This window comes from Sphingobium lignivorans, from assembly GCF_014203955.1.
Classification (GTDB): Bacteria; Pseudomonadota; Alphaproteobacteria; order Sphingomonadales; family Sphingomonadaceae; genus Sphingobium; species Sphingobium lignivorans.
Map to the genome: position 1 here is coordinate 2689610 of NZ_JACHKA010000001.1, position 15819 is coordinate 2705428.

Consider the following 15819-nt stretch of genomic DNA (forward strand, 5'->3'; position numbering starts at 1 on the left):
GGCGGGCAGCCGGGCGGATGATCGGGGCCTTTCACGAGGCAGGGAGCTCCGGTCATGCTCTTTACGGTCAGTGCGGGCAGCAGCAGCGAGGACGCGGCGATGCGCGCGATGTTCGAGGCGCGCAAGCGCGTGTTCGTCGACCTTCTCGGATGGGACCTTCCCATTCTCGACGGGCGCTATGAAGTCGACCAGTTCGATGATGTCCATGCATGCTACCTGATCCTCACCGACGGCGAGGGGCGGCATCGGGCATCGGCGCGGCTGCTGCCAACGACGCGGCCGCATATCCTCGACAGCCTGTTCGGCACACTATGCGAGGAAGCGCCACCGCGCGGCCCGGACATTTTCGAGATCACCCGGTTCTGCCTCGACCGCGGCCTCAACGCCGCGCGGCGGCGGCAGGCACGCGATACGCTGGTCACGGCGCTTGTCGAACACGCGCTGAAAACGGGGATTTCGATGTATACGGGTGTGGCCGAGATCGGCTGGCTGCAGCAGATCCTGGCCTTCGGCTGGCGCTGCCGGCCGCTCGGGCTGCCGCAGAGGATCGACGGCATGATGCTGGGCGCGCTTCGCATCGACATCACGCGCGATACGCCGGCGCTGCTGGCACGGGCAGGCATTCGCAGCGAGCAACCCGAAACGAGGCGGGAGGCGGCGTGATGCAGATGATCCGCCCGGTGCCATCGGCCGATCGCGACAAGGAGATCGACGCCTGGACCATGCGCCTGCTCGATCAGGGCTATTGTGTCATTCCCGATGCCGGCTCGCCCGGCACCATTGCGGCACTCGACCAGGATCTTGCCGGGGACTTCGCAGATACGCCCTTTTGTCAGGGCGGCTTCTACGGGGCACGGACACGGCGGTTCGGGCGCCTGCTCGCCCGTTCCTCTCATGCGGCGGCGCTGGTAATGAACCCGCTGGTCCTCGGCGTTGCCGGACGCGTGCTGGGGCCATGGTGTGAGAGCATCCAGCTCAACCTGACGCAGGCGATCGCCCTGCATCCGGGGGCGCTTTCGCAACTGCCGCACCGGGATCAGGACATGTGGCGGGGAACGTCCGGCGAAGTCGAATATCTGGTCAACGTGATGTGGCCGTTCACGCCATATCGCGAGGAAAACGGCGCCACGCTTGTCTGGCCCTGCAGTCATGGGCAGCATGCTCTGGAGCCCGAGCCGGCAGGATCGTCGGTCACGGTCGAGCTCGATCCCGGCGCGGCTCTGATGTTTCTCGGCTCGACGCTGCACAGTGCCGGCGGCAACCGGAGCACCAGCGTACGGCGCGGGATGATCGTCAGCTACTGTCTGGGCTGGCTCAAGCCTTATGAGAATCAGTGGCTGGCCTATCCACCCGCGATCGCGCGCAACTTTGCGCCCGACCTTGCCGCGCTCGTGGGATACCGGCAGCACCGTCCCAATCTCGGCAATTACGAAGGTCAGTGCCCGTCGGTGCTGCTGGCGGACAATCTTCCGGCTCACCTCGGGGCGGTCGACGCGCTACGACCCGACCAGCAGGCGCTGGTCGACGCCTATGTCACCGGCCAGGAAGAATGCCGGCCGGCGGGAGAATGAGCCCCGGCGTCACCTTCGAGCGCATCTACCGGGAGCTGAAGCGCCAGCTTCGCGATGGCGTGCTCGCCCCGGGCGCGCCGGTCGAGCCGGCCGTCATCGGCCATGAACTTGGCGCAAGCATCACGCCGGTCCGCGACGCGCTCCACCGTCTGACCGGCGAGCAGCTGGTGGAGACGCCGCAGCACAACGGGTTCCGGGTGCCCCGGCTCACCGAGATGGAGCTGCGCGATCTCTATGCCTGGAACGGACTGGTGATCGGGGTCGCCACGAGCCGGGCGAAAGTCGATATAGTCCGCGATATCCGCCCGCCGGAAGACGGAGAGACCATCGCCGGAAGAACCGCGGCCATGTTCCTGCGGATCGCTGCTGCAACCGGCAGCGGCGAAAATCTGCGGGCGGTCGCGCAGCTCAACGACCGCCTGGCGCCCTTCCGGCGTGCCGAGCAGCAGGTGCTCGATGGACTGGCAGAGGAACTGGAGGGAATGACCGGACTGGCAGCCGCCATCGGACGGACCCGTCTGAACCGCGCTCTCGCGCGTTATCACCAGCGACGAACGACCGAAACGCCGCGCATCCTTGCGGCGACCCTCAACGCCCATGCCTGATCTGCTTTCACCAGGCACCGTTCGGGTGACATCCTGGTAGACGACCAGCTGAAGCATGCTTCTCTCCGGGAGGAGGCCGGTGGTACTTTTGCGCACCCAGGGATGCGAAGACGACGATCGCGACGCTGACGAATCTGATTCCAGCATTTCGCGACCGAACCCCGGTTCGTCGCGAGCTGATCCTGGAACGACTCGTTCGTCGCGTCATTTCGAGCGGTGTGAAGATTGCGACCTACAATGTGAATGGGGTCAACGGCCGCCTCCCCGTCCTGCTTCGCTGGCTCCAGGAAGCCGGGCCAGATATCGTTTGTCTCCAGGAATTGAAGAGCCCTGATGAGCGCTTTCCGGCGCAGCCGATCCGTGAGCTGGGTTACGATGCGATCTGGCAGGGCCAGAAAAGCTGGAACGGCGTCGCGATTCTGAGCCGCGTTGGCGAGATTCACGAGACACGTCGCGGCCTTCCGGGCGATCCCGATGACCGTCACAGCCGCTATATCGAAGCAGCTGTCAACGGGATCCTGATCGGAGCGCTCTATCTCCCCAACGGCAACCCTCGCCCGGGACCTAAGTTCGATTACAAGCTGCGCTGGTTTGAGCGACTTATCGAGCACGCCAGAGGCCTGATCGAGACGGGCCTGCCCGTCATGCTGGCCGGCGACTTCAATGTGATGCCGACTGACCTCGACGTATACAAACCGGAGCGCTGGCTCGACGACGCGCTGTTCGCACCCGACGTGAGAGCTGCCTATTCCCGGCTTCTGGATCAGGGCTGGACCGACACGCTGCGCTCCGTTCATCCCGGGGAGACGATCTACACTTTCTGGGATTATTTCCGGAATGCCTATGCCCGTAATGCGGGCTTGCGGATCGACCACCTTCTCCTCAGCCCAGCGCTGTCGGATCGGCTTCTCGACGCGCAGGTCGACCACCATGTCCGGGGCTGGGAAAAGACCAGCGATCATGCGCCGGTCTGGATCGAACTGGCGGACAAGGCATAGGCAGGCGACGCAGGTCCGGAGACTGACGATGGCGGTGATCGGCTGGAAAGCCGATGTGATCGATCGCGCAGCGCTGCTAAACCGATTTCCGCCCATATGGCCCGACATCATCGCGGATCATGTGACATTCGGTGGCAAGCTGGCGAGCGGTCAGCTGCCGCCCTCAGTTGCAGCCCCGGATTGTCGGCCCCGCTGATGACGGCATCGGCCTGGAGGCCTGGTGGTTGCGATCGACGGGACGGCCACCCGCATCGAGGGCAGCAGTTGTCATATAACCTGGTCTCCTGATCGTACCGCAGGGTGAACCGCGCCGGGTCTGCCGGAGGCATTGGGTTGTGAGACACGCTGCCATATCGTTGGCACGTGAAGCCGTTGCCGCCAAGATTTCAGTCGTTCCCTCGCCATTTTGCGCGCGCTAATATCTGCCATCCGTTCAGGGGCTTTGTTGAGAACTGTTCTTGCCTCATTCACTCACGCCGACAAAGCAGAAGAGCCGGAACTGCTCACCGCTCTCACCGCCCAGATCTAATACCAGCAGAGTCAATGCCTAGCTTATCTACTTGGGCAGCTTCGTACCCGTAAGCTGTTCGACGACGGTGCGGGTAACATCGGCCGGCACGGCAAGACCGATGCCGACATTGCCGTCGCCCGGCGTGATGATGGCGCTGTTCACCCCAATCACTTCACCGCGCATGTTGATGAGCGGCCCGCCGGAATTGCCGGGATTGATCGGCGCATCGGTCTGCACATAGCGATAGCGGCCGTCAGAGGAGGTGCGGATCGCGCTTACGATGCCGGACGTCACGGTCTGACCGACTTGAAAGGGATTGCCGATGGCCACGACATAGTCGCCGACCTCGGTGCGCCGCGCCTCGGCCAGCGGAAGTTGGCGAAGACCACGCGCGGCAATTCTCAGCACCGCGAGATCGGTGCGGGGGTCGCTGCCAATCAGTTCGGCCTCAACTCTGCGATCCCCGATACCGACCGCTATGGCGCGCGCATTGGCGATCACATGATGATTCGTGACCACCAACCCGCGCGCAGCGTCCACGATAAAACCTGAACCGGCCGAGACGCGCGGCGCCAGCGCCTCGTCAGGAACGCCCATGAACATGCGGTAGTAGGGATCGCGCAGAAGCGGATTCTGAAGATGTGGCGACGCTTGCAGGACGGCGATGTTGACCACCGCCGGCGACACCTGCCTGACGAGTGGCGCCAGCGTAAGCTGATCGAGCCGAACGGCATTGACCGGCAGAGACCCGGCGGCCCGCGCTTCCGGTTGTTCGAACAGCGTGGTCATCGCGGCGCCACCGGCAAAACTGCCAAGCCCGCATATGGCGAGAAGCGCAAGCGCGAAGCTCCGCGAACGCCCGGATGATGCCGATCCCCCGTTCACGACCAAGTCTCCCATGCGAAAAAGCCGCTGTCACGCGGAGCCCGCTTCATCTCTGGAATCGCGTTTGGGGCCGGCGCGGAGCCAGCCCCGCCTTTCTCAGAAGTCCATCGCCGGCATGGCGGGCGATGCCTTCTCGTCCTTCGGCAGTTCCGCGACGAGCGCTTCGGTGGTAATGAGCAGCGAAGCAACCGACGCTGCATCCTGCAGCGCGGTGCGCACGACCTTGGCGGGATCGATCACGCCGGCCCTGACGAGATCCTGATACTCGCCGGTCGCGGCATTGAAGCCCCAGTTATAGTCGTCGCTCTCCAGCAGCTTACCGACGATCCACGCGCCGTCCTCGCCAGCATTGTCGGCGATCTGACGCACGGGCGCGCGAAGCGCGCGGCGGACGATGTCGATGCCCGACTGCTGGTCGTCGTTTGCAACCTTCAGCCCCTCGAGCGCCTTCAGTGCGCGCAGCAACGCGATACCGCCGCCCGGCAGAATGCCTTCCTCGACCGCGGCGCGGGTTGCGTGAAGCGCGTCATCGACGCGATCCTTCTTTTCCTTGACCTCAACCTCGGTCGCGCCACCGACCCGGACGACGGCGACGCCGCCAGCCAGTTTCGCGAGACGCTCCTGCAGCTTCTCGCGATCATAGTCGCTGGTGGTCGTTTCGATCTGCTGACGGATCTGTGCGACCCGACCATCAATGTCGGACTTCTGGCCCACACCTTCGATAATGGTCGTGTTGTCCTTGTCGATCGTGACCTTCCTGGCCCGGCCCAGCATGTTGATCGTGACATTCTCAAGCTTGGTGCCAAGCTCTTCGCTGACCACATTGCCGCCCGTGAGGATCGCGATGTCCTCAAGCATCGCCTTGCGCCGGTCACCGAAGCCAGGCGCTTTCACGGCCGCGATCTTCAGACCGCCGCGCAGCTTGTTCACAACCAGCGTCGCGAGGGCTTCGCCTTCCACATCCTCCGCGATGACGAGAAGCGGCTTGCCGGACTGCACGACCTGTTCAAGCAGCGGCACCAGCGCCTGCAGGTTGGAAAGCTTCTTCTCGTGGATCAGGATGTAGGGATCGTCGAGTTCCACCTTCAGCTTTTCGGCATTGGTAATGAAATAGGGCGAGAGATAGCCGCGATCGAACTGCATGCCCTCGACCGTTTCCAGTTCGGTCTCCAGGCTCTTGGCTTCCTCGACGGTGATGACACCTTCGTTGCCGACTTTTTCCATTGCTTCGGCGAGGATGCGCCCGACCTCGGCGTCGCCATTGGCCGAAATGGTCGCCACCTGGGCGATCTCGCTGTTCGCGCCGACTTTCTTCGCGTGGGCCTCAAGGTCCTTTACAACCGCGCCCACGGCCAAGTCGACGCCGCGCTTGATATCCATCGGGTTCATGCCCGCTGCGACGGCCTTGGCGCCTTCGCGCACGATCGCCTGGGCGAGCACGGTTGCGGTGGTCGTGCCGTCTCCTGCCTTGTCATTCTGTTTGTTGGCGACTTCGCGCAGCATCTGCGCGCCCATATTCTCGAACTTGTCGGCCAGTTCGATTTCCTTGGCGACCGTCACCCCGTCCTTGGTGATGCGGGGCGCGCCGAAACTCTTGTCGATCACGACGTTGCGGCCCTTGGGACCCAGCGTCACCTTCACTGCATTCGCAAGCGTATCCACGCCGCGCAGCATGCGATCACGCGCGTCCGACGCAAACTTCACTTCCTTGGCAGCCATCTGCCTTGCTCCTTTCTATTGATATCCTTCCTGAATGTTTGTGGTGAGGGCGGTGGATCAGGCCGCCTGCTTGAGCGGTACGACGTTGTCGAGGACGCCGAGGATATCGCTCTCCTTCATGATGAGCAGATCCTCGCCATCGATCCTGACTTCGGTACCGGACCATTTGCTGAACAGGATGCGATCACCCGCCTTGACGGACAGCTCGACGAACTGGCCCTTATCGTCGCGCGCCCCTGGGCCAATGGCGAGAACCTCGCCCTCTTGTGGCTTTTCTCTGACGGTGTCGGGGATGATGATGCCGCCCGAGGTCTTTTCCTCGGCGTCGATGCGGCGGACGACCACACGGTCGTGCAAGGGGCGGAAATGCATGGCAAAACCTCCAGATGCAAAACAGGATGTGATAGCCTGGCCGTTCATGCGAACGACAGGTGTCGCGGAGCTAGGAAGTCATATTTTTCCATTCAAGAGCCGGATTGAAATTTTTGGCACTCTCCTGCGCAAAGTGCCAATCTGTTTGTTATCGGTGGCTTAGTCGCCAATTCCGCTCTTGACGCGACTCATTCAGGTACCAAAATTTGCAAGCGCGGCAGCGCGCCGCACTCGTGAAAGGAGCGACATCAGGAAAGGAGGCAACAGCCATGTCGCAGCCATTTTCCCGTTTCCTGCATCCCTTCGACGTTGCGCGCCATCCGAGCCTGGAGCCGGAAGTGAAGCGCGCCATCCTCGCTTCATGGGCATCGGATCGGTCGGCGGTGAAGGATCAGCCGGCAATGCGCAAACCACCCGGTGCCCGCCGTGCCGTGCCGATCGACGACATCTTCGCCGCGATGCGGACGCTGGACGAACGGCTGGATCACACGTCGCTGCAATGACCGATCGCGCGTTCATGATGCGGTTGCAGGGCTATGGCCTGACGACGGCCGAGATCCATTATTATCGCCCCGATGCGCCGTCGCTGCTGCAACTGTTCGTCTGGCAGGAATATGACCTGGCGCCGGACTTTCCGGTATTGTTCGATTTCATCGACCATTGGAACCGGGAGATCGAGGCGGCGCTCCATTCCATCCGCATCGCTCATGACCAGTTGGTCCGGCCGACGGAATGGCGTGCCGCGCGTGGCGAACTTCGGCTCGACTGAACGACCACGCGCCAAAGGCCCGCCGTCCCGCTTCCGGGATGACGGGCCTTTCTTTGGCGTCCGCTTCAGGCGGCGGCTTCGCTCCTGCCAGCCTCGCGCTTGCGTAGACGCAGGCCGAGCGCGATCAACACACACCCGGCGAACAACGCCCAGACGGCAATCATCGTCCCCACAGAGAGGATGGTCGCGACCGGGTGCAGCCAGAGGAACGCCCAGACACCCAGGCCAAGTAGGAACGACAGCGCTCCGGAGAGACCCAGCAACCATTCGCCCTCGATCTCCTTGCGCAGCCGAATGGCGGCCGCGATCTCGAACGCGCCGGTCAGCAGCGCCCAGGCGATCACGGTGCCTAGCGTCACGAGCGCATAGCTGACCACGGCGAGACCAGGCAGGATCACGAAGATCACGGTGCAGGCGATCCCAACCACGCCCCGGAGCAGCGCGCTCCACCAGCGCTTTTCCTTGCGCGAAGCGCGCCGGATGCCGGCGATCAAAGACAGGATGCCGTCCGCGCCGGCATAGGCCGCGAACAGCAAGGTGAAGGCGAGCAGCGCATTCGCCGGGAACAGGAATGCCGCGACGCTGAGCGCGAGCGCGAGCACGCCGCGCAAGATGAACCAGCCGGGATGACGGGTGGTCAGCACCGGCTCAGACGGGTTGTCCCGCCCCGATTCCTGGAGCGGGAGAGTAGCGGATGATCCAGTCATCTACTTCTCCCTTCACTATTGATATGACGTTGATTGTGATCCCCGGGCCAAGCCCGCACCGTATAGGGCAATCCCTGGCGCATGCAGTATCCAACCGCCGCTTCCGCGTTGGGAAAGCGCAGTCCAACATGGACGAGAGGATCGCTGCCACCGGTCCACCCGGTCAGCGGGTCGGCGAACGCCGGCGCCTTCTGCTCGAACCGCAGACGCCACTGGTCGCGCAGCTTGCGTGGCACGCGATCGCCGAGCAGCCGGATCGGCTCGATGATCGTGTGCGCGTCCGGTGGGAAAGTGCTTCCCCACGCCGGATGAGCGCCGCGATTGTCATTCGCCGCCGATTGCCGCGGTGCGTGACCGTAACGGCACGGCCCGGGGCTCACGCCCCGGACCGACGGATCAAGCCGCTTTCGCGTTGACCGGGATGCGCCGGACATTTTCATTCGCCTCCGCGGAGCGGGGCAGCGTGACGGTGAGCACACCGCTCCGGAAGCTTGCCTGCGCCTTGTCGCGTTCGATCCCGCGCGGCAGGCCGATGCGTCGCTCGAAACGGCCGTAGCTGCGCTCCGAATAGCCGCGTTTCTTGTCCTCGACCTCGGCCCGCTTCTCGCCGCGCAGCGTGAGCACGCCGTCCTCCACCAGGATATCGATGTCCTTCTCGTCGAGGCCTGGCAGTTCCGCGGTGATGCGGATTTCGGTGTCGTTCTCGTCCAGCTCCACCTGCGGCCAGCTCGCCGTGCGGCCCAAGCCGGCGAAAGCGGGCACGCCAAAGCCACGAAAAACGTCGTCGAACAGCCTGTTCACCTCACGATGGAGCGAGAGCAGGGGATGGGACTCCAACGCCGCTTCCCGCTCGGGTTCGACCGTCGCGGGCAGCCGGTTCTCCTGCCGGCTCCAGGGAATCAGATCACGCAATGCCATGATAGTCATCTCCTTTTCTGGCTGGAATTGGCATGACCCGCCGGCCCACCCGAAGGCAGCGCCGGCAAGTCACTTTTGTTTATGGATCAGGCCGCTTCGAGCGCCTTTTCCTTCGGCGCCTCGATCCGCTCGCCAGCGGGCTTCGCCCTGCCAATCTCGATGCGGCGCGGCTTCATCGCCTCGGGAACCACCCGCTTCAGCGCGATGCTGAGCAGGCCGTTGTCGAAGCTGGCCTCACCCACCTCGATATGGTCGGCAAGCTGGAAGCGCCGCTCGAACGCGCGCGTCGCGATGCCACGGTGCAGATATTCGCCCTTGCCGTCCTCATCGGCGCGCTTGCCGGTGACGGTGAGCTGATTCTGCTGGGCCACCACCTCGATTTCGTCAGGGCGGAAGCCAGCTACCGCAAGCGTGATACGATAGCTGTCCTCGCCTTCCTTCACGATGTCGAAGGGCGGATAGCCATCGGCTGCGTCGCCGCGCATGCCGGTCTCGAGCAAATCGAACAGACGATCGAAGCCGACCGTGGAACGCCGATAGGGCGTGAAGTCAAAGTTGGTTCTCATCTCCAAATCCTCCTGAAAGCGATCTGGGCATGAGCTGCGCCGGAAAAAGGAGAGCCGACGCCCTCTATGTCCCACCGGACCCGAACACGGCGCCCGGCAAGCAGGAGTTAGAAAGCATTTTTTTCGTTTCAAGACCTGTATCGGTAGGCACGTCGACCTCAAGTCAGCCAACCTGGATTCCAACGTCCTTTCCAGCAAATCCGGCCGTATTGATCGCTAGACGCTGAACGCCGTCCATTGCAGACGAGGCAGCGCTCGCCGCAGTAGCCGTCGTTCAACGCCCCGAATTGCCTCGCCGTAAGCGGCCCTTCATTCAAGCTAAATTCGGCGACTAGGAACGACTTCAGCCGCCCTGACCGGGGGTGGCCATTTTTGCGCCTACTACATCCCACCAAGGCAGAACCTCGCCGAGATTTGCCTCGAATGGATAGGGTCGCGGTTCCACCTCGTCGCGATTGACGATTTCTGCATGGAGTTCCGCGAGCCGCCACCCCTTGCGGCCGTTCTGGGTGGACAGTTCCAGTGCGGCCCAAAAGTCGGCTTCACCCGCCTTGTTCAGCGTATCTTCTAGACTCGTGATCGGGCAGAAGAAGATCGGTCTCTTGTCTTCCGGCAGGATGTTCGGATCTCGCTCCGCCGCCATTTCCTCGGCCCTGCGCACGATGTCGTCGATAAGGCTGTTCGCCATGACCAGCCAATCGTCAAGCGTGAGCACCATCCCCATGGCATCGCCGCGGACAGGCCTGCCGCTGATCTTACGCCGGCAATGAGAAAAATACCGCCAGATTTGGAAGACCGCTTTGACGAGATCCCCATAGCCGGGCACTTCGAGCGGGTCATCCGCAAACCGCGCATTGTGGGAAAGGCGCGTTGCCTTGCATTCGATGGCAAGCCGCACTCCGTCCGGCTCACACCAGAGAATATCCGGACTTTTGAATCCTCCTTGAGGCGTTTGATAATCATGCTCCGCTTCCCACTGGATGCTGGGCAACATCGCGCGAAGGAAAGCGAGACCATATTCCTCGAAACGGACGCCATATTCCTGGCGCACGTTCCAGCCGCCATCCACCACATCGTAGAATATGCCCGAAGTAACCCGTTCAACGACAAGTTGTGAGAGTGGCGAACGGATACGTTCGCCTTCTTCGCCGAACGCAATGCAGGGATATTGGCGCAGGAGACTAGGCCTATGGGCGACCGGTCCGGGACTTATCTTCATCTTGGCTGTCTTCGAGCGCATTTCATGCATCGGCAAACTCATCAGATCGAGGCCGCGCCGGACAATCTCATTGGGTAGATCAAGATCGGGAAGTGACATTGTGCGGGCTGCGATTGGCCGAGCAACGGATTGAGCATGAAGGACAAAGCCGAGAAGCGAGAATTGATTTACGGTCAAACCATGCTTGTGCTCGAAATGCGCCGAACAAGCGCCCTGTCCGTAAATAAACGCCGAACGGTAGAACTGGGGCTTGTTGAACCATCCGCGCTGCCATTCGAACTGTCTTGCCGCGATGCGCGGCATCTCGTCGAGAATATTGCCGTTGCGAACCCAGCGGCCCGCTTCGGCGTTCTCCAGTTTGCGTAGCTTGTTGATGACTTCGGCCAGCGCCTTGTACTGCTTGCAGTCGAGCTGATGAAACGGGCCGCGGCTAGGCGCCTTGCGTCTCGGGGTTCGGAGCAGCTCATTGAGCACCGTCTCGAGTTCCCACTTGTAGATGAAGTGTTGGTCGGCGATCGTGCTTGTGACGGCAGCCTGCGGCACACCCGCTACATAAGGGAGCCCGGCTTTGGGATTCTCCCCTTGAATCAGGTTGAAAGCCCAGACGAGTTGGACAAACATCTCATCGTCCGCCGAACCCAGCAGCCAGACCAGTCGCTTGCGATACATCGCACTCAGCGCCTGCTTGCGCATTCTCTTCACGTCTGATGCCCTAACGAAGCTCGCATTCCCATCGTCGCGGTATACAAATCAATTATCGATGCGATTCCAGTTAAAGCTCTGGACAATGTATTGGCGAGACATGACGATGCCAGTCTCCCCTGCCTTTTTCATGCCTGTGGATAGATGGAATCTCGCCGAAATTGGGGACATTCGACTGGCCAAAATGGTTCCTGAAACCTGCCCTTAGTTCATCCGACTGGCGTAAGGTGGAGAACAATCGGACTTGGGCCGTATCCCTGCTGGCGAGTTTTCGGTGCATTAGGCGCAAAGCGGTCATTCGTTATGAATGCGCTACACCGATTGAGCAGCTAAGACTGGGTCAATGGCCGACACCATCCTCATCGATCCAGAACTATGGGCATCAACCCGCGCGGGTGCTCGCGCGGGCCGTGGCTTTCGTTACCAGGACGTCGCAACCGCACTACTCGCAGTGCAATCATGGTCGGGTGCCGAGTGGACGTCGGTCATCCCAGAAGGCGTCGACGACGCTACCCTGCACGGGCCGGCTCGCGAGTTAAGGGTTCAGGCGAAGTCACGTCACGATCCGCGCGGCATGTTCAGTACCGTCGAGGTGGCTGCCCACATTGCGAAGTCTGTTGCCGATGTCTCGGCCCAAGACTTGTTGGCTGGCCGCGTCGGGCTGGTGCTGCTTCTCGAGCGGCCGGTGGATGGAATCGAGGCTACCGGGCTCGATGCAACGCTGGGTGACGATTCGGGCGCGGCTGCCGCCTTGAGTGAGCACCTGACTGAGGTTGCGAATGCCCTTGGCATTTCCGCTACCGATATAATGGCAGCCACCCATCTGCTTGTTGTGCCGGAGCCCGCCGATGCCATCGTCGATCTCGTCGTTAGCCGAGCTGACTGCGTGCCGGCGGCGGGACGCCTTGTAGCCGATCGGCTTCGCCAGCGAGTTGGTGCGCTTGCCGACGCCAATTATCGCGCCGCGGCTGCTTCACCCGCACTCCTGAACTCGAACGATGTTCAAGCGGTCGTCGACGATGTACTAGCCCTGGTCGATCGCGACTCCGTGTTGTCTGCGATTTCGATCGGCCTGTGCGAACCGGTTTCCTTCGCTCCGCTAGAGTCGCCTGGTTTCTTCGACGGCGTCGATGTTGTTCCTGGGCACGTCGGGGCTGGACTGGTGCTCGATAGACCGGAAGTGATCGCCGAGGTCTCGCGCGCATTGCAACGGCGAAGAAGCGCTCTCGTGGCGGGACCATCGGGCAGCGGAAAGTCAGCCTGCGCATGGCTAGCCGCCCACGACAGCCGTCACGCAGTTCGCTGGTATCGCGTTCGACGCGCCCCTCCCGACCAGGCTCATCTTCTTCTCGATCTCGCAAAGGCGATCGAAGCCTCTGCGGACCGCCCGGTAGGGTTCGTATTCGACGATCTAGGTCGCGACCTTGCCGGTGGCTGGGATGCCTTTCAACGCGCAGCCGACGGCCAACCCGGCATCCTGATGCTTGGTACGGTGCGGGAAGAAGATCTGTACCTCATCAACGATCTGGCCGGCACGCCGCTCGTTCGACCGACGCTCGACGAAGGGCTCGCACAAAGGATATGGACCGCGCTGCGTGCCGAGCGCGACCTCGCATTCGTGTCTTGGCGCGAACCGTATGAGCGCTCGCTCGGCCTCATGCTCGAATATGTGCACCTCCTTACAAGCGGAAACCGGCTGCAGGATACGCTGGATGCACAGGTGCGACGACGCGTGCGTGAGGCGCGCGATGCCGAGTTGAACGTGCTTGCCGCCGTGGTGGAAGGTGCCCGTTTAGGCGGATCAATCGACGCGAAGCTGCTGCGCGACCGTCTCGGCCTATCTGCCGGTGACTTCGATCGCGCGCTGATGCGCTTGGTCGACGAACACGCGATCAGAGTGGTGGGTGATGGCACCCTGACCGGGCTTCACGAAATTCGTTCTGCCGGCCTGCACGATGCGCTGGCGCGGATGACGACCCGGTCGCGGGGAGATGCGCTCGACGACTTGATCGCGATGCTATCCCCTCGCTCGTTCGCGGTGGTATTGCCACGGCTGCTTGCGGACGGCGGCTTCACCGACGGTGCCTTGCTCGACGCGGTCGCAACGCGCGCACCGTCGCTCTCGGCTCCCGACATCGCATCACTGGCCTACGGACTTGGCCTGGCGAACTGCGATCGGGTCGCCGAACGTTGGCTTGTCATCGCTGGGGAGGAAGGCCTTGAGCCAAAGCAGGCGTCGCTACCGCTGAGCCTCGCCATCGCGGAGACCACGATCGATGTTCCACCATTCGCGAAGATCAACGCGGCGATCAATCGGCGCAACGAGCTGGTCATGCCCGACCTTCGAGCGGGCCTTTTGGACCGAACGGGCGGGTTGCGCTGGCTCAATCCAGGCTTGACGGACTATCACGACCTAGCCGCCTCGTTCGCGCCCATTCCGTTTCTCGATCCCGAACCGCCATTCGAACTGCTGCCCGACCTGGGTACGAGCGATCCCACGCTCGACGAGATCCTCGACTTGCTTTCGACGACGCGGACTTTCGGCGGTGGTCGAGCGGAACGCGTCGTCGACCTGTTCGGCGGCACCGAAGCGCTGCTGGAGCGCATCCACATGGAGAAGTCGTGGATAATGCGCCCGGTGCTCCGCAACGAACCCGAAGGTCTCGCTGTCGTGTCGGACGTGCGCTATGTCGATCCGGTCGTGCAGGGCGAGCCAAACGACGTTGTCGTCACGCATTGCGGCCATCTCATCGCCGCTGCGCCATTCGCGGACCTCGCGGTTTCCACCCTTGTCGGCTGGGATGGCCGACCAGCGGGGCTTGCGAATTTTCCGGTGGCGGCAAAGCGCATCCCGCGCGAGAGCCTTCCGTCGCCGGTGTCGGTCGCGTGGAACCGGGCAATTTTAAGGGCCGTGCAGCGGCGCCATGCCAGCGCGACCGAAAGTGGGCGCGCGAACGCGCTCTCCGTCGCAATCGCCGAACTCGGCGACCTGCTTTCCGACGCTGCCGAATTGCATTGCCGAGGCGCCGCCGCGGGCAAGCCGGCCGAGCTCATGGTCGCAGTGCGCACCCTGCTTAACTCGTTCATTGAGGCCGGCGGCACCGATCTTGGCGGCCAATCTGCGCGCGATCCCGGGGCGGCAGACATGAATGACGAACTTCATTCGTTCGTGACGTCCGTCACCGACCTCGTGCGCGAATTAGGGGCCGGGGACATTGAGCGCCCGCTCATCAAGGCCGCCGACGTGGCACGGCTGAGAGCCACGGCGAGAACGATCAGAAGTGCGCCCGACTGGCGTTGGCTCGAGGAGCCACCGCATGAAGCGCTCGACCGATTGGCGGGCATTTTCGACGATCTCGATGCCGTGCTCGGCTTGGCCCATGGCGACCGTAACGCTTGGCGCCAACTGCGGCTCCATGCTGAGCGTAGCAGTCGCAAGAACCGGACGCTGCCACGCTTTGCTGCCGACGCCAGGCGGATCACCGAGGCAAGTTCCGAGCGTGTAGCATTGGCAATTCGCGACGCGCTCTCGGCGGATGGACGCACGGCCCGGGTCGTGAGGCGACCCGCAGACCCTGATGCCCTGGCATGGCCCCGCGTCGAATATCTCGCACTCGTGACCGTCGACAGCCTCGCCACGTTCATGGCTGAAGTCGACATCTTGACCGCCACCTGTCGCGCCGCCGCCAGCGGACATCCGATCTACATCGCACCCGTGCGTGAAGGCATGGTTGTCGCAATGCTGGCCGGCTTGGCCGCAAGCGTTGACGAAAGCTCGATTGGTTCGGTGTTCCCGTCAGGGTTTGTCACCGACACGTCCTTCGACCGCTGGATCCCACATTTGCCACTGCCCTTGCTTCAAGAACGCTCGTCCGCTGCGTTCCATGAGGTCACAGCGACTGCTGTTCAGCTGTCGTCGGTCATGGCCAACGCCGACCGACCGCCGAACGAGAAAGAGATGGTTTATGCGCAGGGGCTTGTTGATCGGATGCGCGCCCGAGCCGCAGAACTTGGCGCCCTGCGCGACGCCGAGCCGGACGAGGATCTTATGCTCGCGTCCGAATATGTGATCAATCTGCTGCAGCGCCTGCAGCGAGAACTCGACGGTGTCGAGGACGGAGAAACCATTGCTGCAGAGACCGCCCGCCTTGCTTTTGGCGAGGCGACGGAAGCCAGCTTGCGCGGACCGATCATCCGGATCGGCTTGGTCGAGCGTGACATCCTCGCTTCGGCGCAGACGAATCTATCGGGCGAGGCACCGTAAGCTCTCCAACGCT

General features: G+C 62.7%; 16 protein-coding genes. 8 read left to right on the forward strand and 8 right to left on the reverse strand.

Annotation, left to right across the window (positions count from 1 at the left end):
• Positions 1 to 54: 54 nt before the first annotated feature.
• The 5 genes from HNP60_RS12475 to HNP60_RS12495 all read left to right on the forward strand — a co-directional run bounded on the left by HNP60_RS12475 (position 55) and on the right by HNP60_RS12495 (position 3370).
• Complete coding sequence (locus tag HNP60_RS12475; protein WP_184154203.1) at positions 55 to 663, forward strand: acyl-homoserine-lactone synthase; 609 nt, start codon at positions 55 to 57, stop codon at positions 661 to 663.
• A 5-nt stretch (positions 664 to 668) separates the two neighbouring features.
• Positions 669 to 1571: a phytanoyl-CoA dioxygenase family protein gene (locus HNP60_RS12480; RefSeq protein WP_420825247.1), complete on the forward strand. Its 903-nt coding sequence runs from the start codon at positions 669 to 671 to the stop codon at positions 1569 to 1571.
• Positions 1568 to 2176 carry a GntR family transcriptional regulator gene (locus HNP60_RS12485; protein WP_184154206.1) on the forward strand — a complete coding sequence of 203 codons (609 nt, stop codon included), beginning with the start codon at positions 1568 to 1570 and terminating at the stop codon, positions 2174 to 2176. The genes HNP60_RS12480 and HNP60_RS12485 overlap by 4 nt, the downstream gene beginning before the upstream one ends.
• Before the next feature lie 218 nt (positions 2177 to 2394).
• Positions 2395 to 3174 carry an exodeoxyribonuclease III gene (gene xth, locus HNP60_RS12490; protein WP_184154209.1) on the forward strand — a complete coding sequence of 260 codons (780 nt, stop codon included), beginning with the start codon at positions 2395 to 2397 and terminating at the stop codon, positions 3172 to 3174.
• Positions 3175 to 3202: 28 nt separating this feature from the next.
• Positions 3203 to 3370 (forward strand): hypothetical protein, encoded by a 168-nt coding sequence (locus tag HNP60_RS12495; protein ID WP_184154212.1) that lies wholly within the window; start codon positions 3203 to 3205, stop codon positions 3368 to 3370.
• A 360-nt stretch (positions 3371 to 3730) separates the two neighbouring features.
• Here HNP60_RS12495 and HNP60_RS12500 read toward each other — a convergent pair whose 3' ends face one another.
• The 3 genes from HNP60_RS12500 to HNP60_RS12510 form a co-directional block, all read right to left on the reverse strand.
• On the reverse strand, positions 3731 to 4474 hold the full coding sequence (locus HNP60_RS12500; protein ID WP_148276594.1) for a trypsin-like peptidase domain-containing protein: 744 nt from the start codon (positions 4472 to 4474) through the stop codon (positions 3731 to 3733).
• Positions 4475 to 4666: 192 nt separating this feature from the next.
• Positions 4667 to 6289 (reverse strand): chaperonin GroEL, encoded by a 1623-nt coding sequence (groL, locus tag HNP60_RS12505; protein WP_184154215.1) that lies wholly within the window; start codon positions 6287 to 6289, stop codon positions 4667 to 4669.
• A 57-nt stretch (positions 6290 to 6346) separates the two neighbouring features.
• Complete coding sequence (locus HNP60_RS12510; protein WP_014076989.1) at positions 6347 to 6661, reverse strand: co-chaperone GroES; 315 nt, start codon at positions 6659 to 6661, stop codon at positions 6347 to 6349.
• A 269-nt stretch (positions 6662 to 6930) separates the two neighbouring features.
• Between HNP60_RS12510 and HNP60_RS12515 the strand changes: the two genes are divergently transcribed.
• Both HNP60_RS12515 and HNP60_RS12520 read left to right on the forward strand, forming a co-directional pair.
• The gene (locus HNP60_RS12515; RefSeq protein WP_184154218.1) at positions 6931 to 7164 is read left to right on the forward strand and encodes a hypothetical protein; all 234 of its coding nucleotides are present in this window, start codon (positions 6931 to 6933) and stop codon (positions 7162 to 7164) included.
• The gene (locus HNP60_RS12520) at positions 7161 to 7430 is read left to right on the forward strand and encodes an usg protein (RefSeq protein ID WP_014076991.1); all 270 of its coding nucleotides are present in this window, start codon (positions 7161 to 7163) and stop codon (positions 7428 to 7430) included. The genes HNP60_RS12515 and HNP60_RS12520 overlap by 4 nt, the downstream gene beginning before the upstream one ends.
• 65 nt (positions 7431 to 7495) lie before the next feature.
• Here HNP60_RS12520 and HNP60_RS12525 read toward each other — a convergent pair whose 3' ends face one another.
• The 5 genes from HNP60_RS12525 to HNP60_RS12545 all read right to left on the reverse strand — a co-directional run bounded on the left by HNP60_RS12525 (position 7496) and on the right by HNP60_RS12545 (position 11533).
• Positions 7496 to 8137, reverse strand: coding sequence for an HdeD family acid-resistance protein (locus HNP60_RS12525; RefSeq protein ID WP_184154221.1), 642 nt, complete (start codon positions 8135 to 8137; stop codon positions 7496 to 7498).
• Positions 8134 to 8571, reverse strand: a complete 438-nt coding sequence (locus HNP60_RS12530) for an NADH dehydrogenase ubiquinone Fe-S protein 4 (protein WP_184154224.1) — start codon at positions 8569 to 8571, stop codon at positions 8134 to 8136. Before HNP60_RS12530 ends, HNP60_RS12525 begins: the two co-directional genes overlap by 4 nt.
• Positions 8534 to 9055 (reverse strand): Hsp20/alpha crystallin family protein, encoded by a 522-nt coding sequence (locus HNP60_RS12535; protein ID WP_014076994.1) that lies wholly within the window; start codon positions 9053 to 9055, stop codon positions 8534 to 8536. Before HNP60_RS12535 ends, HNP60_RS12530 begins: the two co-directional genes overlap by 38 nt.
• 86 nt (positions 9056 to 9141) lie before the next feature.
• Positions 9142 to 9621 (reverse strand): Hsp20 family protein, encoded by a 480-nt coding sequence (locus tag HNP60_RS12540; protein ID WP_184154227.1) that lies wholly within the window; start codon positions 9619 to 9621, stop codon positions 9142 to 9144.
• A gap of 343 nt (positions 9622 to 9964) precedes the next feature.
• Entirely contained in the window at positions 9965 to 11533 is a 1569-nt protein-coding gene (locus HNP60_RS12545) for a hypothetical protein (RefSeq protein ID WP_184154230.1), read from the reverse strand.
• Positions 11534 to 11885: 352 nt separating this feature from the next.
• Between HNP60_RS12545 and HNP60_RS12550 the strand changes: the two genes are divergently transcribed.
• Positions 11886 to 15806, forward strand: coding sequence for a hypothetical protein (locus HNP60_RS12550; RefSeq protein WP_184154233.1), 3921 nt, complete (start codon positions 11886 to 11888; stop codon positions 15804 to 15806).
• Positions 15807 to 15819: the final 13 nt, after the last annotated feature.

Bases quoted from the DNA above. Each gene is read 5' to 3' on its own strand.
- HNP60_RS12475 (WP_184154203.1), top strand. From the start codon at position 55: ATGCTCTTTACGGTCAGTGCGGGCAGCAGCAGCGAGGACGCGGCGATG.
- HNP60_RS12480 (WP_420825247.1), top strand. From the start codon at position 669: ATGATCCGCCCGGTGCCATCGGCCGATCGCGACAAGGAGATCGACGCC.
- HNP60_RS12485 (WP_184154206.1), top strand. From the start codon at position 1,568: ATGAGCCCCGGCGTCACCTTCGAGCGCATCTACCGGGAGCTGAAGCGC.
- HNP60_RS12495 (WP_184154212.1), top strand. From the start codon at position 3,203: ATGGCGGTGATCGGCTGGAAAGCCGATGTGATCGATCGCGCAGCGCTG.
- HNP60_RS12500 (WP_148276594.1), bottom strand. From the start codon at position 4,474: ATGACCACGCTGTTCGAACAACCGGAAGCGCGGGCCGCCGGGTCTCTG.
- groL (WP_184154215.1), bottom strand. From the start codon at position 6,289: ATGGCTGCCAAGGAAGTGAAGTTTGCGTCGGACGCGCGTGATCGCATG.
- HNP60_RS12510 (WP_014076989.1), bottom strand. From the start codon at position 6,661: ATGCATTTCCGCCCCTTGCACGACCGTGTGGTCGTCCGCCGCATCGAC.
- HNP60_RS12515 (WP_184154218.1), top strand. From the start codon at position 6,931: ATGTCGCAGCCATTTTCCCGTTTCCTGCATCCCTTCGACGTTGCGCGC.
- HNP60_RS12520 (WP_014076991.1), top strand. From the start codon at position 7,161: ATGACCGATCGCGCGTTCATGATGCGGTTGCAGGGCTATGGCCTGACG.
- HNP60_RS12525 (WP_184154221.1), bottom strand. From the start codon at position 8,137: ATGACTGGATCATCCGCTACTCTCCCGCTCCAGGAATCGGGGCGGGAC.
- HNP60_RS12530 (WP_184154224.1), bottom strand. From the start codon at position 8,571: ATGTCCGGCGCATCCCGGTCAACGCGAAAGCGGCTTGATCCGTCGGTC.
- HNP60_RS12535 (WP_014076994.1), bottom strand. From the start codon at position 9,055: ATGGCATTGCGTGATCTGATTCCCTGGAGCCGGCAGGAGAACCGGCTG.
- HNP60_RS12540 (WP_184154227.1), bottom strand. From the start codon at position 9,621: ATGAGAACCAACTTTGACTTCACGCCCTATCGGCGTTCCACGGTCGGC.
- HNP60_RS12545 (WP_184154230.1), bottom strand. From the start codon at position 11,533: ATGCGCAAGCAGGCGCTGAGTGCGATGTATCGCAAGCGACTGGTCTGG.
- HNP60_RS12550 (WP_184154233.1), top strand. From the start codon at position 11,886: ATGGCCGACACCATCCTCATCGATCCAGAACTATGGGCATCAACCCGC.